This is a genomic window from Enterovibrio norvegicus, from assembly GCF_002876705.1.
In the GTDB taxonomy this organism is placed as follows: Bacteria; Pseudomonadota; Gammaproteobacteria; order Enterobacterales; family Vibrionaceae; genus Enterovibrio; species Enterovibrio norvegicus_B.
Window position 1 is genome coordinate 77,216 of the sequence record NZ_MDAG01000068.1, and the last position, 19,026, is coordinate 96,241.

The following is a 19,026-nucleotide window of genomic DNA, read 5'->3' on the forward strand; positions in this document are numbered from 1 at the left end:
CGGATGATTTTCGCATCAGCGTATCAGATTTGATGAAACTGTCATTACAAAACAGCGTACCAATTCGCGTTTTTCTGAGTAAAGTTTACAGTGCGATTTTTTATGGATAACTGTCTGAAAATAAAGAGACTATATCCATGTGAAACGGTTTGTTTGGATGTGTTTTTAATGCTGATATTCATTCGTTTAGGAATGATTTTCCGACAGTGTTTCGCTGATTTTCGTTGGGTAAAAATACGCAACAAACAACAGGAATGATTAGAGATGGATTATTTAGTGCCGCTATATAACACCGCGTTTATTTCTCAGGAATACATCGCGAATGAGATCACGATTCGAAAACCGATTGGTCCCGAAAAAGATACCGTGTTGTCATGGATTGAAGCGACGTTTTCAATGGGATGGCGATGTGAAGCGGAGACTGCGTATTGCCATAGCAATGGCCTTTATATCGCCTTAAAAGGCGGTCGCATTTGTGGTTTTGCGAGTTTTGACGGCACTGCTAAAGGCTATTTTGGCCCAATGGGTGTGAGTCCTGAGTGGCGAGGTTGCGGTGTCGGTCAATCACTCCTTTGTGTCACGTTAAGGGCTATGCAGGACGCGGGCTATGGATACGCAGTGATACCAACCAATAGCCACGCATACTACGCCCAATATTTAGAGCTCTTTGAAATTCCGAATTCAGAGAAGGGGATTTATCACGATATGCTGCCAATCGTGTAGTGTATAAGAGCATGTGTAGTAACTTGGTTCGCAAAATCTTGAAGTGATAATGTTTAGTGTTCAAATAAAAGTGATGGCGATCACTCCAACAAGCTGATAAAGTCCCGTCCCTCACGCATAATGTGAGAGCACAATGACTTTTAAATCTCTAATTGCTAGCGACAAACTCGTTTCAACACTGACTATCGGGTTTTTCTCTTGCTTCCTCTTTGCTGCATTGTTTGACCTGCAGTCTTTTACTAACACGATCAATTCTCTGTACGCGATGTCAGCCAATATATTTGGCTACGCTTGGCAGTGGCTAATGGTGCTTAACTTTGCTATTGCATTGATCATCGCCATCTCACCTGCGGGTAGAATGACGCTGGGTAAGAAGCTCAAGCCTGAAATGAGCACGTTTCGCTGGCTTTCTATGATCATGTGTACTTTGCTAGCAGGGGGCGGTGTCTTCTGGTCTGCTGCTGAGCCCGTCTATCACTTCATGTCAGCGCCGCCTGTTTTTTCTGGGGCAGAACCTTACACAGAAGCAGCAGCCTCTGCAGCATTGGGGCAAAGCTTCTTCCATTGGGGCTTTCTTGCATGGGCTGTGCTTGGCACACTGGCGACCATTGTTCTGATGCATGCACATCATCATAAAGGCTTGAGCCTGCGTCCTCGCGCATTGCTGTACCCATTGTGTGGTGATCGCTTAGAGAACCACTGGTTAGGCGCGGTTGTCGATACGTGTGCAATCATTGGTGTTGCTGCGGGCACGATTGGCCCAATCGGCTTCTTGGCGAGCCAACTCGGCTATAGTGTGGAGTCTCTGACGGGTATGGAGAATACGCTGACGCTTCAGATCTCGATTCTTTTGGGTGTTGTCGCGGTCTACTCAATTTCAGCATTTTCTGGATTGGACAAAGGGTTGCAGTGGTTGAGTAAGATGAATGTCATTGGGGCGTTTGCATTGCTGGTTGCTGTACTTTTCCTTGGGCCGACACAGTTTATTTTCGGTGAATTTGCCGCAGGTTTCGGCACCTATATCAGCCATTTTTCTTCATTGGGGCTTGATGCTGCAAATGAAGGCTGGCAGAGCGGGTGGACGTGGTTCTTTTGGGGCTGGTTCATTGGTTTTGCGCCGATGATGGCGATCTTCATTGCCAAGATCTCTGAAGGACGAAGCGTGAGAATGCTGATTCTGGCTATCAGTGTTTGCGCACCTATCGCGACCAATTTCTGGTTCAGTGCGTTGGGCGGGACGGGTATCTTCTTTGAGATGACGAACCCTGGCAGTATCTCTGGGCCGTTATCAGACGCTGGTTTACCCGCTGTTTTGATTGCCATGCTTCAACAGTTACCGCTTCAAGCCATTCTCGTTCCTGCGTTCTTGTTACTGACGACGACATTCGTGGCGACCACGGGTGATTCAATGGCGTATTCCATTGCAGTCGTCACGTCAGAAAATACAACGCCTTCAAAGTACCATCGTCTGTTTTGGGCGATCATGCTGGGTGTCGTTGCCGCTGTATTGCTGGCGGCGGGTGAGGGCGGATTGAGTGCGCTTCAATCCTTTATCGTGATCACTGCCGTTCCTGTGTCGATTCTCATCGCGACGACCTTGATATCTGCGCCTGTGACGATTTTTTGGATGATCAAACAATCGAAGCAAGAAAAGCGTTGGAAGCTCGTCACTACGAGTTGAACAAGATAAGCGAAATATACAAAAAAGGAGAACAGTCATTGTTCTCCTTTTTGTTATTTGGTTTCCCACGCCGTTAGCGCTTGTGGCGTATCGATGTCAACGCTGGCATGTATAAGCGATACCGCTGTTATCGTGTACCCATCTTCATAAAACAACACCTTTGCGCCTTTGTCTCCTTCAAGTGATTTAAGGCGGTCAAACGTCGTTTGATTGAAAACAGCAGGCACACCTAAGGTATCCGCATATTGGCTACACGCAATATCCACGTCTTCGACGTGAAAGGCGGTCAATAGCGCGTTCGTATCCGCCCCTGAAACATCAGGTTGGTCAGCCAATAGAATCATCATTTTTGAACATGTCTGTTCCAACTGTTCGGTGACACTGGCAATCACACGTCCAATGCCTGATTCCCACTCTTTGGCATACAATAATTGCACTGGCCACGCATGTTGTTTTGCGGCTTTGCTTATGTCGTTATGCCAACATCCTGTCACAAGGTAGATGTCGTCACTGATGGCTTTTGCAGCCTTAATAGCGCGTGCAACGAGGGGTTCTCCATTGGCGATAGCGAGCGTCTTACACGATCCAAATCGAGATGCTTTTCCCGCCGCGAGAATGACGACCGTGGTTTTTGTCATCATGACAGAGAACCACTGAACGATACCCCAGACGCATCATTTAATCTGGCCATACATTCTGCCAATATCGACATGGCAATGCCTTCTGGTAACGCTGCGCCGAGATGTAAACCCGCGGGGCCTGATAAGTGACAGGGAAGATCGTCGATCTTAATTTCCGCAGCCGTTAATACGTCATCACGGCGATGTGTCGGCCCAAGTAACGCGAGGTAGCGTAATTCAGCATGCTGGAGGGATGACAATACCTGTGCATCCAAGGTCACGTTGTGGGTCATCGTGACGGCAGCATCGACACGGTGGTTGAGGCAATATGTGGCGAGTGATTCGGCAGAACCTCTAAGAATGGTATTTGCGGTGTGGAAATATTCACGCCTTGCATTGGCAGGGCGTGGATCCCAAAGTGAAACGTGCCAACCTAATTGACTTGCTAACGTTACGAGCGGTTTTGCGTCTAACCCTCCGCCTGCAATCAAGAGATGGATAGGCGGTTGAACATAGGTACGTAGCCAGTCTTGTTCACCTTCTTTAAAGCGCTTCCCAAACGTGACGCCGTCACTAACATAGTGGTGCGCCTGCTCTGACGGAATGAATGATGCCGCGTCTGATAGCGAGCCAGAACGGTGAGCATTTTTAGTTGGAATACGCTGATAGAAGTGGCCGGATTGTCGTTGCATTAGGTGGGTATACACCGCCTCTAATGCGAGATAATTGTTAGCAGCCGACAAAGATTGCAGCATGACTTCAACCGTGCCGCCACACCCGATGCCAAGTTGAAAAGAGAGATCATCTTCATCCTGACTATCATAAATCAGCGTGACACTGTCACCTGTGGCCATCACTTTCTTTGCATGGCGCTGGATATCTGATTCCAAACATCCGCCGCTAAGCATGCCCAGTTGTTGACCAAAGCCATTAAAGAACATCATGGCACCTGCTTTTCGATAGCAGGGGCCATGCGTGTTGAAGACAGTGCCGAGCACCCACTCGGCATTGTCTTTTTCTGGGTACCATTGGCTAAGCAAATGGAGTAAATGATTCGACATGACTGTCCTTTACATCCGTTCCGTTTGTTTCACCGGTTAGCTTTTGGCCAAGCGTAACGGCAAGTCGGTTAAACGCTGACCCGTCAACGCAAACACCGCGTTCGCGACAGCAGGTGCAATCGGTGGCGTACCAGGTTCACCAACGCCTGTTGGCGGCTCGGCTGAAGGCATAATGTGCACGTCTACGGTGGGCATCTGAGCAAATCGCAGTACCTTGTAGTCGTGAAAGTTAGATTGCACGACAGCGCCATCTTTGAGGGTGATTTCGCTTTCCAGTGTCTGCGAAAGACCAAAACCTATGCCGCCTTGCATTTGTGCTTCGATGTTGCTGGGGTTGATAGCAACGCCACAGTCAACGGCACACACGACGCGCTCGACAACGATCTCTCCGTTTTTCACCGACACTTCGGCCACTTGCGCAACGAAAGTACGGAAGGATTCATGCACGGCGATGCCTCGCGCTTTCCCTTCAGGTAAGGGCTTATCCCAACCGGCTTTTTCTGCAGCAAGCTTTAACACGCCTTTAAGACGTGGGTGGCCTTCTAGCATGTTTAACCTGTAAGCCACGGGGTCTTTTCCTGCGGTATGCGCGAGTTGATCGATGAAGGTTTCGGTCGAAAACGCGTTATGAGTATGGCCAACCGAACGCCACCACAGCACGGGAACCGGGCTTTGTGTAGTGTGCAGTTCAACAGCAAAGTGTGGAATGCGGTAAGGCAGTGTCGAAGAGCCTTCAACAGACGTGCTGTCGATGCCATCTTTCACCATGAAATCTTCAAACGAGGTGCCCGCTGCGATGGATTGGCCCACAACGCGCTGTTCCCATGCATCGACATTACCTTGGTTATCCAATGATGCTCGGATTTTTTGAACATACATAGGGCGATAATAACCAGCATGCATGTCATCTTCTCGCGTCCACACCAGTTTGATCGGCACACCGCGTTGTGTGTTCGCGATCATCACAGTTTCAGCAACATAGTCTGATTGTGGGTTGGCGCGTCGACCAAAGCTACCGCCGGCAAACACGGTGTTGATGGCGATGTTTTCTGGCTTGATGTTCAAGATAGACGCCGCAACAAATTGATCGATGGTCGGTAGCTGTGCGCCATACCACATCTCACATTTGTCATCTTCGGCCAACACCACACAGTTCATCGGCTCCATGGCGGCATGGGCGAGAAAAGGGAAGTAATAGGTGGCTTCAAGCACTTTATCAGCGGTGGCAAGTTTTCCACTGGCGTCGCCTTCAACCCGTGCGGGTAAGCCTTTTTGATCGGCCAGTGTTTTGTATTCTTTTAGGAGGTCATCCGTGCTTTTGGTGAATGCGGAACGATCCCACACCAGTTTTAGTTTGTCGCGTCCCACTTTGGCACTCCAAAAATCCTTCGCAACTACGGCGACACCTGCGGGTATTTGAACCACATCGACCACACCAGGGGATTTTTTAGCGTCCGTAGCATCGACACTGATGAGCTTGGCACCGAAGGAAGGCGGGTGAGCCACAACGGCCGTCAACATGCCCTCGATTTGGACATCTTGTGTGAAGGTTGCCGTGCCGTTGCTTTTTCCATGATCTTTGCGCGTGGTGCCCGTCTTACCAATCAGCGAAAACTGATCAGGCTTTTTCAACGTGACAGCATCATCAGCAGGTAAAGCTTCCATTGTGGCCAATTCAGCCAGTTCACCAAAAGAGGCAGATTTGCCTGAGGCTTGGTGAGAAACCATGTTCTTGCTAACATAAATATCACTTGCTGGTACTTTCCACAGCTTGGCTGCTGCGCTCACCAGCATGGTGCGGGCTTTTGCGCCTGCTACACGAAGCTGCATGAAGGAGTTAGCGATGGCTGTACTGCCGCCTGTACCTTGCACTGGGCCAAACAAGAGGTTGTTGTAGAGGTTTGCATTCGCGGGGGCCGCTTCGGTTGAAACCAATGCCCAATCCGCATCTAGCTCGTCAGCGGCAATGGTCGCGAGCCCTGTTGTGACGCCTTGTCCCATTTCAAGGTGCTTAATCAAAATGGTGACGGTGTTGTCATTGCCAATGCGAATAAACGCGTTCGGCTCAAACTGTGTTCCTTCGGCGTCTGCTGCTGATGTAGCAAAAGCAGGAAGATGAACGCTCAACGTTAAACCTGCACCCGCCGTGGTCATGAGTTTAATGAAGCTTCGACGTGATGTGCCAGAGGATTGTGTCGCTAGATCGGCGTTGCGTTTCGCTTGAAACGCACGAATAAACTCTTGCATGTCATTACCCCTGTGCTGATTCTTTCGCGGCTTGTTTAATGGCCTCACGGATTCGAACGTACGTTGCACAGCGGCAAATATTCCCGTTCATTGCAGCGTCGATATCGTCATCTGTGGGCGAAGGATTGTTAGCAAGGAGTGCGCTCGCCGCCATGATTTGGCCTGACTGGCAATACCCGCATTGCGGTACCGCAAGTTCTTCCCACGCAGTTTGAATGGCTTTGGCGGCTTTTGTTTCAATGCCCTCAATGGTGGTGATATGTTGCCCAATGACTGCAGAGACAGGGGTGACACAAGATCGAATCGGTTGACCTGCCATGTGGACGGTGCACGCGCCGCACTGAGCAAGACCACAGCCGAACTTAGTGCCCGTGAGTTTGACATTGTCTCGAAGCACCCACAAAAGTGGCGTTTCAGGTGGGACATCCAGCTCATGATCTTGCCCGTTAATATTGATAGAAACGGTCATGTTTTTCTCCTTCGATAGGGCTTTTATTATTCCCGAATGACGAGGTTGCTCGGTGTTCAGCAGGGTGGCGATATCACCCCTTGAGAATGCACAACGCATTCAATCCCAAACCGCACTTGCTACAAGCCACGCATTCACTTTTAGCGTAGTTGATAGGAAGCACTGCAAGGTGTTGGGTGCTGATTTCAGGCAATAGTGGTCTACGGGGTATTCTCCTAGTAACTATGGCTAGAATTTTGGGGACATGTTATCGAGATGTTCCTGTATTCTTGCCTATTACTCCGAAGTTAATGTCATTAACAGGCTTGGGTGCGCGATTGGTGTCATAATCCTACGATCTAATTTGAAAGAGAGTTTGCATGGAATTCAATTCTGTATTGGCTGAACATGTCTTCCAACATGTGGGCGGCGATTGTGTTCACCCCACTGACATTGAAGGGCTGACACTGTTTTCCTCGACACAAAATATTCCTGTGATGCCGATTGTTCTGCAGCCTTCTATTTGTTTTGTGCTGCAAGGCAGCAAGCAATTGAGCTCGGGGAAAAGTGTTTATCAATATGACCCATCCACCTACTTGATCAACTCTGTCACACGACCTGTGGATGCCAGCGTGTCGCGTGTTGACCCCAATAGGCCATATGTAGGTGCGAGTTTACGCATTGATCGGCAGATGGTCGGCCAGTTGATGATGGAAATGAGTCAATGGCAAAGTGATGATGCGCTTGAACAGCAAATGGAACTCACGCAATCCACAGCAATCACGCCAGAGATAATGGGAAATCTCGCGCGGCTGATTCGCACTGCGGATGATCCAATGGACAGGCAGGTATTGTCTGCATCCTTGTGCCGCGAACTTTACTATCAGGTATTGAAAGGGCCATCAGGTGGGCTATTGCGCAACAGTGTGAACAACCATGCGGGTGCAAACCGAATTACACCTGTTGTGCATTATATCGAGCAGCACTTTGAGCGAAATCTGGGGATTGATGAAATATCCGATGTGGCGGGGATGAGCGCGTCAACATTGCACGAACACTTTAAACAAGTGACCTCGGTATCGCCGATGCAATATGTGAAATCGTTGCGATTGCATAAAGCGCGTTCGATGTTGTCTTTGGGTTCTCAAGTCGCGGAGGTGTGTTATGCCGTGGGTTATAGCAGTCCGTCCCAATTCAGTCGTGAATTTAAACGGTATTTTGGGATTACGCCGAGTGAAGCCAAGTCTGCGGTGATTGCGATTGGCTAGAAGATAGGCAGATAAAAACAGGAAACGAGGTTCGAGTTTTCGTCTCGAACCTTACTATGGAAGACTAGAGTTCGAATCTCACATTGAGATAGAACTGCTCTTTGTACAAGCCATTGAAACGATAAACCCCGCCAAGAGAGAGTGCGTCAGTGGAGTGAAAGCGCCCACCAATTTCAACCACACTTCGTGTGTCATCTGAATCAAACGCCACTTGGCCAACCAAAATGTTTGCCTCCATTTGCGGAAGCACCCAAGCGCGGACGCCGACATTGACGCCGTAGGCAAGTTCGCCCCAGTCATGCTTATCATCTTGAGGGAATTTGACCGAATAGACTTGCGCGTCACCATGCACATCGACAAAACCATTGATCGGTGCGTGAAATCCCGCGCCACCAGACGCAATCCAATCTCCCTCGAATTGGCTACTGCCATTCACAATGAAATGCGCACCGTCCATAAAGGCCAATCTTGCTTTCGCTGCTAACCCTGACGGATTAGAGGTAAAACCAACCTCAAGGTTGGTGTAATTAAAATTTGTTGCCGAGGCAGCAGCGGAAAACAGGCCAAGTGAGAGTGCAATAGTTCGAATAACGCGTGTTCTTTTTCTAGTATTCACAGCTTTCCATGCCTTATCTATAAAGTATTACAACCGTTTGAGTGTATGGGTAGCTGGACGAAATTTGCAGGTGTGAAGCACATAAATTTGATGAAGATTACAAACAATTTCTTGTGCGAGGATTTCGGTAACATTTTTATGCAAACGGTGTGGTATCTTTGCATTTAATCACTAGGTCAAAGAAGCGGGATTTCGCTTTGCGGACAAGGGGTTCACGCATTACGTTGACGATCTCAGTACTTCACTGAACCTCACAGACACGCACACCCCTCAGAATATTCAGGTTTATTACATGCTTTCTACTCACAAAGCCCTCATGGTTCAAGGTACAACGTCAGACGCTGGTAAAAGTGTTTTGGTCGCTGGTTTGGGGCGTGTACTCGCGCGTCGAGGCATTTCTGTTGCCCCGTTTAAATCTCAAAATATGGCGTTAAACAGTGCTGTGACAAAAGACGGTGGCGAGATAGGGCGGGCACAAGCTTTTCAAGCCTTCGCTTGTGGTGTTGAGCCGACGGTTCATATGAATCCCATTTTGCTTAAACCAAACTCTGATTGTGCAGCACAAGTCATCGTACAAGGCAAAGCGACGGCGTCGATGGACGCAATTGGTTTTCAATCCTATAAAACATTTGCGATGCCGCCTGTGATGGCGTCGTTCGAGATTCTTAAAAGCCAGTTCGATACCATCTTGATTGAAGGTGCGGGTAGCCCCGCAGAAGTGAATTTGCGCGCAAATGATATTGCAAACATGGGGTTTGCTGAAGAAGCCGATGTGCCCGTTATCATCGTTGCTGATATCGATCGTGGAGGGGTGTTTGCACACCTAACAGGCACGTTGAATTGCTTGTCTCAATCAGAACAAGACCGCGTTATTGGCTTTGTGATCAACCGATTTCGCGGCGACATTAAGTTACTAGAGCCCGGTTTAGATTGGCTGGAAGAAAAGACGGGCAAGCCTGTGATTGGGGTTATTCCTTATCTGCAAGGTTTGATGCTGGATGCGGAAGATGCCATTGATACTGCACAGTCAGACGATAAAGAATCGGAGTTATTCAATATTGTTGTTCCTGTGTATCCACGTGTCAGTAACCATACTGATCTCGATGCACTAAGAATGCACCCTCAGGTGAATCTTCAATTTGTCCGTCCGGGAGACCCATTGCCTGCTGCAGATTTGATCGTGCTTCCTGGAAGTAAGAGTGTGATCAGCGATTTGGCATCGTTACGTGCGTATGGCTGGGACAAGCAAATCGCCAAACACCTTCGCTATGGGGGCAAGATTGCGGGTATTTGTGGTGGGTATCAAATGCTGGGACGACGTATTGCCGATCCGTATGGCATTGAAGGTGAACCTGCATCGGTAGAGGGGTTGGGCTACTTGCAGTGTGAAACCACAATAGAAAAAGAAAAGGTACTTACACAGAAAACAGGCACATTGGCACTGCTGGGGCGTGAAGCACCCGTCAAAGGCTATGAGATCCACATGGGTGTGTCGACAGTCCATGGTAAATCACCCATATCATATAAAAACGAAGACAGTGACAACGTCTTGTTCGATGGTTTGGTGAGTGAGGATGATGTGGTGTTAGGAACCTATTGGCATGGTGTGTTTGATTCGCCAGATGCTTGTGCATTGATCCTTCAGTGGGCGGGGTTGGAAAAAGCGAAACAATCAAACCTAGATGCGCTTCGAGAGAAGAGTATTGATGTGTTGGCTGATGCTTTGGAGGCGAATTTAGATCTTGATTTGCTTTTTCCTAAGCTGAAACTGCTTTCAAAGGAAGAGCGATAAACGGCGATTAACTGTCTGATAGTGTGAGAATAAAAGTATCGGAATTCATGCCTTTTATTTATTGCTAGCACATAATTATCGCCAGTCAATACCGCGTGGTAATAAATATTTTTAAAATCCTGTAAAAATAGGTTTGCACTCACGTTGGATTGGCGATAAGTTAACGACATATGAAGGAAGCATACGTTGTTTTGAACAAACAAAATGACGGCAAGAAATGAAAAAGGGTGAAATATGAGCATTTATCAAACAGACGACGTTCGCATCAGCAAAATCAAAGAACTTTTGCCGCCAGTAGCGATCCTAGAAAAATTCCCGGCAACAGATAACGCGTCAGAAACCGTGTTTAATGCTCGCCAATCCATCCATAACATTCTTAACGACCAAGATGATCGTTTGCTGATTGTTATCGGCCCATGTTCAATCCATGATCCAGAAGCGGCTGTTGAGTACGCAAAGAAACTAAAACCTTTGCGCGAAAAACTGAAAGGTCAGCTTGAAATTGTTATGCGTGTGTATTTTGAAAAGCCGCGTACAACAGTAGGTTGGAAAGGTCTTATCAACGACCCATACATGGATAACAGCTTCAAATTGAACGATGGTCTTCGTATTGGTCGTAAACTGTTGTTGGACATTACTGATATGGGCCTTCCAACGGCAGGTGAGTTCCTCGATATGATCACACCTCAGTACATGGGTGATTTGATCAGCTGGGGTGCAATCGGCGCGCGTACGACCGAATCTCAGGTTCACCGTGAACTGGCGTCAGGCCTTTCTTGTCCTGTCGGCTTCAAAAACGGTACCGACGGCAACATCAAGATCGCAACAGACGCGATTCGCTCAGCAGAGTCACCGCACCACTTCTTGTCTGTGACCAAATACGGCCATTCGGCGATTGTAGAAACTGCAGGTAATGAAGATTGCCACATCATTTTGCGTGGCGGTAAAGAGCCTAACTATTCCGCGGAGCATGTTTCTGCGATTCAAGAGCAGCTTGATTCTGCAAAACTACGTAACAAACTGATGATTGATTTCAGCCATGCAAACAGCAGCAAAGACTACAAACGTCAAGCGGTTGTTGCTGATGACGTAGCAAACCAAGTGGCTGGTGGCAATGATGCTATCTTCGGTGTGATGATTGAAAGCCATCTCGTTGAAGGTCGTCAGGATCTGGTTGATGGCAAAGCTGCAGTATACGGCCAGAGTATCACTGATGCTTGTATTGGCTGGGAAATGACTGAGCAGGTTCTTCAACGTCTCGCTGATGCTGTAGAAGAGCGTCGCGCTGCTAAATAATGCGCAACAGACAATAGATTGAATTCGAGGCCCGCAGCATGATGCTGCGGGCTTTTTTTATGCGTGAAATTCAATGAAAGCCCTTTCTTTACGAAGAGGGTAGGGAAAGCGGTATAAGTACGTATTAGTCAAATTTTCAGGGTCAGAGTTTGGGTTTCTCAGACACGTTAGCGCATGAAATACGGTGATTGGTTAACGATAAATTAACACATGATAGAAAAGCTTGATTAACACGAGTGACAATAAAATGACGGGAGCGCCAATAACCCGTAAAAATAAGTGTAACCTGTGTCACTGAAATGAAAGATGCCGAAAATATCTTAATATTTGGTGGATTGTTATGTAACTTGCCCATTCTGGGTGGCCATGTTGGGATATTTGTTTGTTCTCAAATGAAGAGGCCAAAGAAAGCGCTTTCTTTTTGTGTTTTTAGAGGTATCTGTTGTTTGGTTCCGGTTTGAAGTCACTCGCACTAGACCGTTACTATCAGTACACGTATTCACATATGGTTAACAAATGAGTTATGTCGCAAACTGAAGCAACAGCCAATCCTAGCAACGTAGTCAGAGCCGATGTTCCTATAAAGCAAAAAGGAGCATACGGTGCTGGTACACTCACACTAAACCTCCTGCCTGGAGCGCTTGGTGTATTTTCGTTCTTTTTGATCACCGCGTTTGGTATTGACCCGTTTTTAGCCGGTCTACTGGGTGGTCTTCCTCGATTATTCGATGCCTTGACCGATCCAATCATGGGCTTTATCACGGATAACACCAAATCACGATGGGGGCGCAGAAGACCTTATATCGTGGTTGGTGCAATCTTGAGTGGCGTATTCTTTGCGTTACTTTGGCAACTCGACCCTGAAGCATCTCAAGCGTATAACTTTTGGTATTTCCTCATTTTCTCGCTGATCTTCACCATTGGTAACACCATGTTCGCAACACCGTTTGTTGCCTTGGGTTACGAGATGACTTCTGATTACAACGAACGTACGCGTCTGATGGCGTTTGCTCAAACCATGGGTCAAATCGCTTGGATGATCGTACCTTGGTTCTGGGTTATGATTGCAGACCCTGAGCTGTTTGACTCCCAAGCTGAAGGTGTTCGCACGCTCTCGTTGTATGTGGCTGGTGCCTGTATCGTATTGGGTATTCTTCCGGGCTTGTTCTGTAAGGGTATTGATTCGAACAAAATGGAAAACCGTGCTGAAATTTCGTTTGCAACCATTTGGACAAACTTAGCCGCGGTATTCTCTGGCATTAAGAAAGTGTTCAAAAACGGTCCATTCGTTAGATTGTGTGGCGCGACGTTCCTTGTCTTTAATGGCTTCCAGCTTGTTGCTTCGTTTAGCTTCTTTATCATCGTATTCCACATGTTTGACGGCGATTATGGTGCAACAGGTAGCTGGCCAGCATGGTTCTCTACCATCAGTGCAATCACGACCGCGTTTTTGGTTATCCCGATCATTACTTGGATGGCAAACAAGTGGGGCAAACGTAACGCTTTCGTCATCTCAACCATGATCTCTATTGTCGGTTATGCGCTGAAATGGTGGGGTTTCGATCCTTCAAACCCTTGGATGATCTTCATGCCTATCCCGCTGATGTCATTTGGTATTGGTGGTCTGTTCACATTGATGATGAGTATGACGGCGGATGTGTGTGACATGGATGAGCTGGATAACGGTATGCCACGTCGCGAAGGTACATTCGGCGCGATCTACTGGTTGATGGTTAAACTCGGTCAGGCGCTTGCTCTAATCCTAGGTGGTCTAGTGATTAAGCTGGTCGGCTTTGATCCTGGCGCAGCAAGTCAATCTGCTGAAACGATGATTAATTTGCGTCTTGCAGACATCATCATTCCAGCATCAACGGCTGCACTCGCTATCCTCGTTATGTGGAACTACGACCTTACGGAAGAGAAAGCCCGCGCGATTAAAGCGAAGCTGGTTTCACTTCGTGGTGAGTTGTAAGCACGAGTATCGATGAGTCCTAACACAGGACTAAGCGAGAAAACGGTTCACTTCGGTGAGCCGTTTTTTTTGCACTAAACAAAAGGTGTTAAGCATAAAGGTCTTCAGAAAAAACAAGCGATACAAAGGAGAACGAGAGAATAAACGCTATCTAAGTCCGTTCATGTCTCTGATGATTTGCTCGAATATTTTGCTAGAGATATCGATGAGGGTATCAGGGAAATCATAATGTGGGTCATGCAATGGTGGGTGCTCTGTGCCACTACCTAGGCCAAAGAAAGCCGATGGCCATTGTGCGGAGTAAGCTGAAAAGTCTTCTGACCAACGCATGGGTTCATTGAGATCGGCAAAATGAAAACCAATGTCCTTACAGGCTTGCTTGAGCAACATGTTGGCTTCACTGTGATTGATGGTTGCGTTGAAATTATCGTCCCAATCAATATCAAGTGTTAATCCATCGCGATCTGCATATGCCTTTGCTTTTTCCTCAAGTCCGTCACACAACTGTTGGAAGCATTTATTACTATCACTTCGCAGTGTAACCATGAGTTGCCCAGATTCTGGTGTTGTGCCAAATGCAGGTTGTCCTAGGTTTACGTGGACAAGGGTTGCCATCGTTAGACTACCCAATGTGATAGGGAGAGCTTCGATGTCTTGCATGAGCTCCCGAATAGCAAATGTTGGGTTAATTGCACTTTCTGGGTATGCCGCATGTGCTGTCTTGCCTTTAAAGGTGATGGACAGCCCCGTAGAAGCGCAAGCAAATGTATTTTCTCGACACAGTATTTGCCCTAATGGATAACCTGGAACGTTGTGGTATCCAAAGGCATAGTCAATTTTACCCTTATCCCATTTCTCATCACTTAGCATCGCGAGTGCACCCTGGCCATTTTCTTCTGATGGCTGGAAAATCATCGTCACGGTGCCACGCTGCAAGGTGAACAATGACAATCGATATGCCAACGCCATGAGGCTCGCAGAGTGCCCGTCATGGCCGCATGCATGCATGATGCCGTCATGTTCTGAACTATGCTGGTGAACAGCGACTTCGTTAATGGGAAGCGCATCCGTGTCTGCTCGAAAAAGTAAGTGTGGTCCCGGTAATCCGCTGTCTATTTTTACCACGACACCGTGCCCACCTACATCTTCAATGGGTGAATAACCAAATGTTCGTAAGGTTTTCACAAGGAGCTCATGCGTTCTTTTTTCAGAACCAGAAAGTTCGGGGGAGCGATGAAGTTGGTGGCGAAATAGAATCGGATTAAACATAGCAACCCTCGTGATTATGAAAATTAGCCCACTACCATACGCGCGCAGTTAATGAGATTTTGTGACATAGATCTTATCTAAAACGTGAAAGCGTAGAGGGTTTAAAAACTGTAACAGTTGTGGCGGGGAGAGGGCATTTTAGGGTGTGATTTTAGAAGGAAATTGACGGATGAAAAAGGAAAAGAAAAAAGGCGGATGTCATATCCGCCTTAAATAAAACTAATAAAGTGAGCAGGTTACGTTGTGATTATTTACGCACACCTTCAACGTGAAGCTCAAGATCGACAAAGCTTGATGCGCCAACAACTGGAATATCAAAATCTGCCAGCTCTACGCGTGTTGTGCCTTCAAAGCCTGCACGGTAGCCGCCCCATGGGTCATCGCCTGCGCCAATGAAGTTAGCCGCGATAACAATCGGCTTTGTTTTGCCGTGCAGTGTCAAATCGCCATTGATTGTGAGCGTACCGTCTGCATTTTCTGCAACAGAAGAGCTCTTAAAGGTTGCTGAAGAAAACTTCGATGCGTTGATGAAATCGTCACTGCGCAAGTGCTTGTCACGCTCAGCGTGGTTAGAATCAAGGCTTGTTGTATCGATAGTCACTAGGATTTCTGAGGCTGATACATTGGCAGGGTCGTATGAAAATTCGCCACCAAAGTCATTAAAACGACCTTTGATAAAGCTGTACCCCAAATGCGGAACTTTGAAGTTTACCGACGCATGCGCACCTTTTGTATCGATAACGTAGTCAGCAGCCATCGCAAAAGTTGGTGACAAAGTTGCAGCTGCAAGTCCTAGAGCTAGAAGTGTTTTTTTCATGATGTTTTGTCTCCGATCATTTTCCGTAATGTATTGTCTTTATTGATGACATGGTGCTTTATGGCAGCGGCAGCATGTAAAATGGCTAAGCCAATTAGCGTGAATGCAGCGTAATAGTGAACTGCACCCGCGATGTCAGATTGATTTGGAAATAACTCACCCATTGATGGCACAGAGAAGACATTGAAGACTTCAATTGCTCGACCATCAGAGGTAGAGATGAGATAACCTGAAACAAAAATCACGAACAGCAGAAGATAAATCGTATGGTGTGCAGCGTGTGCTGCTTTTCTTTCCAACGGTTTTCCTTCGATTGCTGGCGTGCCTTTAACGACGCGCCAAACCAATCTGAATACCGTTAAAGCAGCGAGGCAAATACCGATAGATTTATGCCAGAAAGGGGCTGTTTTATACCAACTGCTGTAATACGTCAGATCAACCATCCACCAACCTACGGCAAAAAGTCCGACAACGACAAGTGCTGTTAACCAATGAATGACGCGTAGCGTCAAATTGTAGTGTGAAGGGTTATCCATTCCTTTTTGTTTCCGATGTATTGTTGTTAATGAGAATTATAATTAATCGTGGCCAGAGTTTAACCAGCCACGATTGAACAACTTGTTCGAAAAAATAGAAGGAACTCACCGCCAGTTGTCCAATTATGCCGAACAAACCAGAGTTCTATTACGTTTTCTGCCAACTCAGGCTGAGTGATACAGAGTCCGCAAACCTTAAAGCATGGGGCTTGTCTATGGTTACGCGCGAGTAAGTTACCCAATGATGCTCCGTCGTAATGTCTAGAACACTAGAAACTAATTTTTCGAGCAACAGGAATCGTCCATTTTCCACGTGATCGATTATGGTTTTTGTGATCACCTTGTAATTCAGTGCGTCCTCAACGTTGTCGTTCATACAGGCTTTTTCGCCGGGGTAATGAATTTCTATGTTGAGGACGACGTCTTGCTTCTTCTGTTGCTCTTCATCATTGAAACCAATATAGGTGCGAAGACGTAGGTTCGTGATAGTAATGATGGCGTTTTGCATAGTCGGTATCCGTTATTTTGGTGAATTACTTGAGCGCGCGACCGCCGTCTAAGTTGACACTTTGACCCGTCATGTATGCGCTTTTTAATATGAAGTCTACGGCGTTTACTGCTTCACGTTCGCCAGGTGCTATACCCATCAATGACTTAGAAAGGGCTTTCTTTTTATAGCTCTCAGAATCGCCCGCATTAAACATGATAAGGGCAGGGGCGATGCTATTCACTTTCACTCTAGGCGCCAGCTTCTGGGCAAATGAAAGGGTGAGGTTTTCCAGCGCAGCTTTACTTGCTGCATAGGCAATGTGCTTGGCACTTCCTTTGCGCACTACGTAGTCCGTAAAGTGAATGATGTCGGCGCTCCCAGTTTCATTGCCTGTGGTTGATCCTTTTAAGAACGGATGTAACGCTAAATTGAGTAAATAAGGTGTTTTAACATGAATTTGCATCATTTGATCAAGCAACGCGGGGTAGTCATCGGTTTGGCTTTCCGCATTCCAGTCTGATGCGTTGTGTATCAATGCACGGACTTGAACGCCTAAACCGGCAATGTGATTTGCAAAAGATGTGATGCCTTCATTGGTGGAGAAGTCCGCATGGATGCACTCCACGCCACGTTCTCTTAAATCAGAAATTGCTTTGTGTTCCGTACGGTAGGACACAATAACGTGATAATTGCGTTCTGAAAAATGTTGGGCAAGGGCTAAGCCGACGCGTTGTCCTGCACCTGTGATCAAAATGGTCTCTTGAGCCATATAAAAGAATTCCGATGATAAACAGCAGGAAAAAATACGCATGGGCGTGGAGAAAGATCATTTTCTTGCTGTGTTTGAATGAAAATCATACGTTTAGAAGATATTAGCAGAACGAATTAAGGGGTGAGGATGCAGAAAACAGTATTGGTGGCTGGCTCACATGGAACGATTGGTCGTGCAATTATTGATACACTTAGGTGTCAGGGTTATCACGTCATCAGCATAAGCCGTCATGGTGATCCATCGGACGAGCACCTTTGTGTTGATATGACAGACCAAGGCAACGTTGAGAGGATTACCCGCTTTCTCACGCCGCATATCTCGACATTACACGGGGTTATTCAATGTGCAGGCGTGCTCCACAATCAGACGTATCAACCTGAGAAGAATCTTATGCAGTTGAATGAAGCGTGGCTGCATGAATCCATGCGTATCAATGTGCTTCCGTCAGTGGTTCTTGCTCAAGCGTTGTCACCTTTGCTAAATCGTAAGTCCTCGGTACGTTGGATATCATTAAGCGCAAAAGTAGGGAGCATCGAAGACAATGGGCTGGGTGGTTGGTACAGCTATCGAATGTCAAAAGCGGCGTTGAATATGTTTATCAAAAATCTAGCCATTGAGTGGGGGCGAAAGTCACCGGAAAGCAGTGTTATTGCCATGCACCCTGGAACAACCTCCAGTGATTTATCTGAACCGTTCACGAAAAACTGGCCCAAAGAAAAGCTGTATTCTCCAGAGATGACGGCGTCGCGCATTGTCAGTATGGTTACATCCATGACCCCCACTGACAGTGGACAGCTATACCACCATGATCATTCATCAATCCCTTGGTAGGGGGTGTGCTATAGCATGAGGTTGCTGTCAGCGTGTTTAGTTCTTAACGAGCAGCGAGGGTGTTGAGTACCTTCTTACTTGCCAGAATTTAGACGCCCAATACGGGTTGTCGAGTCGCGAGATAATGACGCCCTTTGACGACGAGGCATGCATGAACTGTTTCTCACCTACATATATTCCCACATGAAAGCGTTGAGCGCCTGTTTTGAAAAACACCAAATCGCCGTGCTTCGCCGCATTCAACGTTATTTTGTCACCTAATTTGACTTGCTGACGTGTGGTTCTTGGCAATGCATGTTGAAAAACGGTTCGATACGCAATCTGTGTGAAAGCGGAACAATCAATGCCTTTCTTATTTGCGCCACCCCATTGGTAAGGCGTGCCTTGCCACTCCTCATAGTAAGCACTGAGTGCCACATTTGTAGGGGATTCCATGTTTCCGAACGCTGCAAGCGTGTCGGGCCGTGGCGTTGTGTAATGGTGGGAAGCGGAAGCTTGCTCATTCGATGGTGTTGATTCACAGCCAGAAAGCGCCAAGCCTGCCATTGCGATAATGGCAGTGAACAATCGGCGTTGATAATTCGGTG

General features: G+C 47.2%; 18 protein-coding genes. 7 read left to right on the forward strand and 11 right to left on the reverse strand.

The genetic code is table 11. The features are described from left to right. The first annotated feature begins 264 nt into the window (after positions 1-264). The gene (locus BCT27_RS23245) at positions 265-723 is read left to right on the forward strand and encodes a GNAT family N-acetyltransferase (RefSeq protein ID WP_102396932.1); all 459 of its coding nucleotides are present in this window, start codon (positions 265-267) and stop codon (positions 721-723) included. A 133-nt stretch (positions 724-856) separates the two neighbouring features. Beyond that, positions 857-2,404, forward strand: a complete 1,548-nt coding sequence (locus BCT27_RS23250; RefSeq protein ID WP_017009952.1) for a BCCT family transporter — start codon at positions 857-859, stop codon at positions 2,402-2,404. Between the two features lie 53 nt (positions 2,405-2,457). Here BCT27_RS23250 and BCT27_RS23255 read toward each other — a convergent pair whose 3' ends face one another. From BCT27_RS23255 to BCT27_RS23270, 4 genes are read right to left on the reverse strand one after another with little or no spacing between them, the layout of a single operon-like run. Beyond that, complete coding sequence (locus BCT27_RS23255) at positions 2,458-3,045, reverse strand: nucleotidyltransferase family protein (RefSeq protein WP_102396933.1); 588 nt, start codon at positions 3,043-3,045, stop codon at positions 2,458-2,460. Continuing rightward, on the reverse strand, positions 3,042-4,085 hold the full coding sequence (locus tag BCT27_RS23260) for an XdhC family protein (RefSeq protein WP_102396934.1): 1,044 nt from the start codon (positions 4,083-4,085) through the stop codon (positions 3,042-3,044). The genes BCT27_RS23255 and BCT27_RS23260 overlap by 4 nt, the downstream gene beginning before the upstream one ends. Positions 4,086-4,121: 36 nt before the next feature. Beyond that, positions 4,122-6,332 (reverse strand): xanthine dehydrogenase family protein molybdopterin-binding subunit, encoded by a 2,211-nt coding sequence (locus tag BCT27_RS23265; protein WP_102396935.1) that lies wholly within the window; start codon positions 6,330-6,332, stop codon positions 4,122-4,124. Positions 6,333-6,336: 4 nt separating this feature from the next. Continuing rightward, positions 6,337-6,801, reverse strand: coding sequence for a (2Fe-2S)-binding protein (locus tag BCT27_RS23270; protein WP_102396936.1), 465 nt, complete (start codon positions 6,799-6,801; stop codon positions 6,337-6,339). Positions 6,802-7,160: 359 nt separating this feature from the next. On the opposite strand from BCT27_RS23270, the gene BCT27_RS23275 reads away from it, so the two are divergent. Then, positions 7,161-8,048, forward strand: coding sequence for an AraC family transcriptional regulator (locus tag BCT27_RS23275; protein ID WP_102396937.1), 888 nt, complete (start codon positions 7,161-7,163; stop codon positions 8,046-8,048). A gap of 64 nt (positions 8,049-8,112) precedes the next feature. Here BCT27_RS23275 and BCT27_RS23280 read toward each other — a convergent pair whose 3' ends face one another. Next, positions 8,113-8,664 carry a hypothetical protein gene (locus BCT27_RS23280; RefSeq protein ID WP_102389865.1) on the reverse strand — a complete coding sequence of 184 codons (552 nt, stop codon included), beginning with the start codon at positions 8,662-8,664 and terminating at the stop codon, positions 8,113-8,115. Between the two features lie 292 nt (positions 8,665-8,956). Between BCT27_RS23280 and BCT27_RS23285 the strand changes: the two genes are divergently transcribed. The 3 genes from BCT27_RS23285 (at position 8,957) to BCT27_RS23295 (ending at position 13,724) form a co-directional block, all read left to right on the forward strand. Then, positions 8,957-10,456: a cobyric acid synthase gene (locus tag BCT27_RS23285; RefSeq protein ID WP_198597616.1), complete on the forward strand. Its 1,500-nt coding sequence runs from the start codon at positions 8,957-8,959 to the stop codon at positions 10,454-10,456. Between the two features lie 240 nt (positions 10,457-10,696). Continuing rightward, positions 10,697-11,752, forward strand: coding sequence for a 3-deoxy-7-phosphoheptulonate synthase AroG (gene aroG, locus BCT27_RS23290; protein WP_026025021.1), 1,056 nt, complete (start codon positions 10,697-10,699; stop codon positions 11,750-11,752). Between the two features lie 523 nt (positions 11,753-12,275). Further along, positions 12,276-13,724, forward strand: coding sequence for an MFS transporter (locus BCT27_RS23295; protein WP_102310147.1), 1,449 nt, complete (start codon positions 12,276-12,278; stop codon positions 13,722-13,724). 147 nt (positions 13,725-13,871) lie between these two features. On the opposite strand, the gene BCT27_RS23300 is transcribed toward BCT27_RS23295, so the two are convergent. The 5 genes from BCT27_RS23300 to folM form a co-directional block, all read right to left on the reverse strand. Continuing rightward, entirely contained in the window at positions 13,872-14,993 is a 1,122-nt protein-coding gene (locus BCT27_RS23300; RefSeq protein ID WP_102396938.1) for an amidohydrolase, read from the reverse strand. Between the two features lie 247 nt (positions 14,994-15,240). Next, positions 15,241-15,810 carry a YceI family protein gene (locus tag BCT27_RS23305; RefSeq protein ID WP_102317934.1) on the reverse strand — a complete coding sequence of 190 codons (570 nt, stop codon included), beginning with the start codon at positions 15,808-15,810 and terminating at the stop codon, positions 15,241-15,243. After that, a complete protein-coding gene (locus BCT27_RS23310; protein WP_102389876.1) occupies positions 15,807-16,346 on the reverse strand; it encodes a cytochrome b in 540 nt (179 codons plus the stop codon). Before BCT27_RS23310 ends, BCT27_RS23305 begins: the two co-directional genes overlap by 4 nt. Positions 16,347-16,494: 148 nt before the next feature. Beyond that, entirely contained in the window at positions 16,495-16,854 is a 360-nt protein-coding gene (gene folX / locus BCT27_RS23315) for a dihydroneopterin triphosphate 2'-epimerase (RefSeq protein ID WP_102317932.1), read from the reverse strand. Positions 16,855-16,879: 25 nt separating this feature from the next. Next, positions 16,880-17,647 carry a dihydromonapterin reductase gene (gene folM, locus BCT27_RS23320; RefSeq protein ID WP_338418005.1) on the reverse strand — a complete coding sequence of 256 codons (768 nt, stop codon included), beginning with the start codon at positions 17,645-17,647 and terminating at the stop codon, positions 16,880-16,882. Between the two features lie 87 nt (positions 17,648-17,734). Here folM and BCT27_RS23325 point away from each other — a divergent pair, with 87 nt between their 5' ends. Further along, positions 17,735-18,439, forward strand: a complete 705-nt coding sequence (locus tag BCT27_RS23325) for an SDR family NAD(P)-dependent oxidoreductase (protein ID WP_102396940.1) — start codon at positions 17,735-17,737, stop codon at positions 18,437-18,439. A gap of 36 nt (positions 18,440-18,475) precedes the next feature. Here the strand turns inward: BCT27_RS23325 and BCT27_RS23330 are convergent, their stop codons facing one another. Next, a complete protein-coding gene (locus tag BCT27_RS23330; RefSeq protein ID WP_422386147.1) occupies positions 18,476-18,985 on the reverse strand; it encodes a C40 family peptidase in 510 nt (169 codons plus the stop codon). Positions 18,986-19,026: the final 41 nt, after the last annotated feature.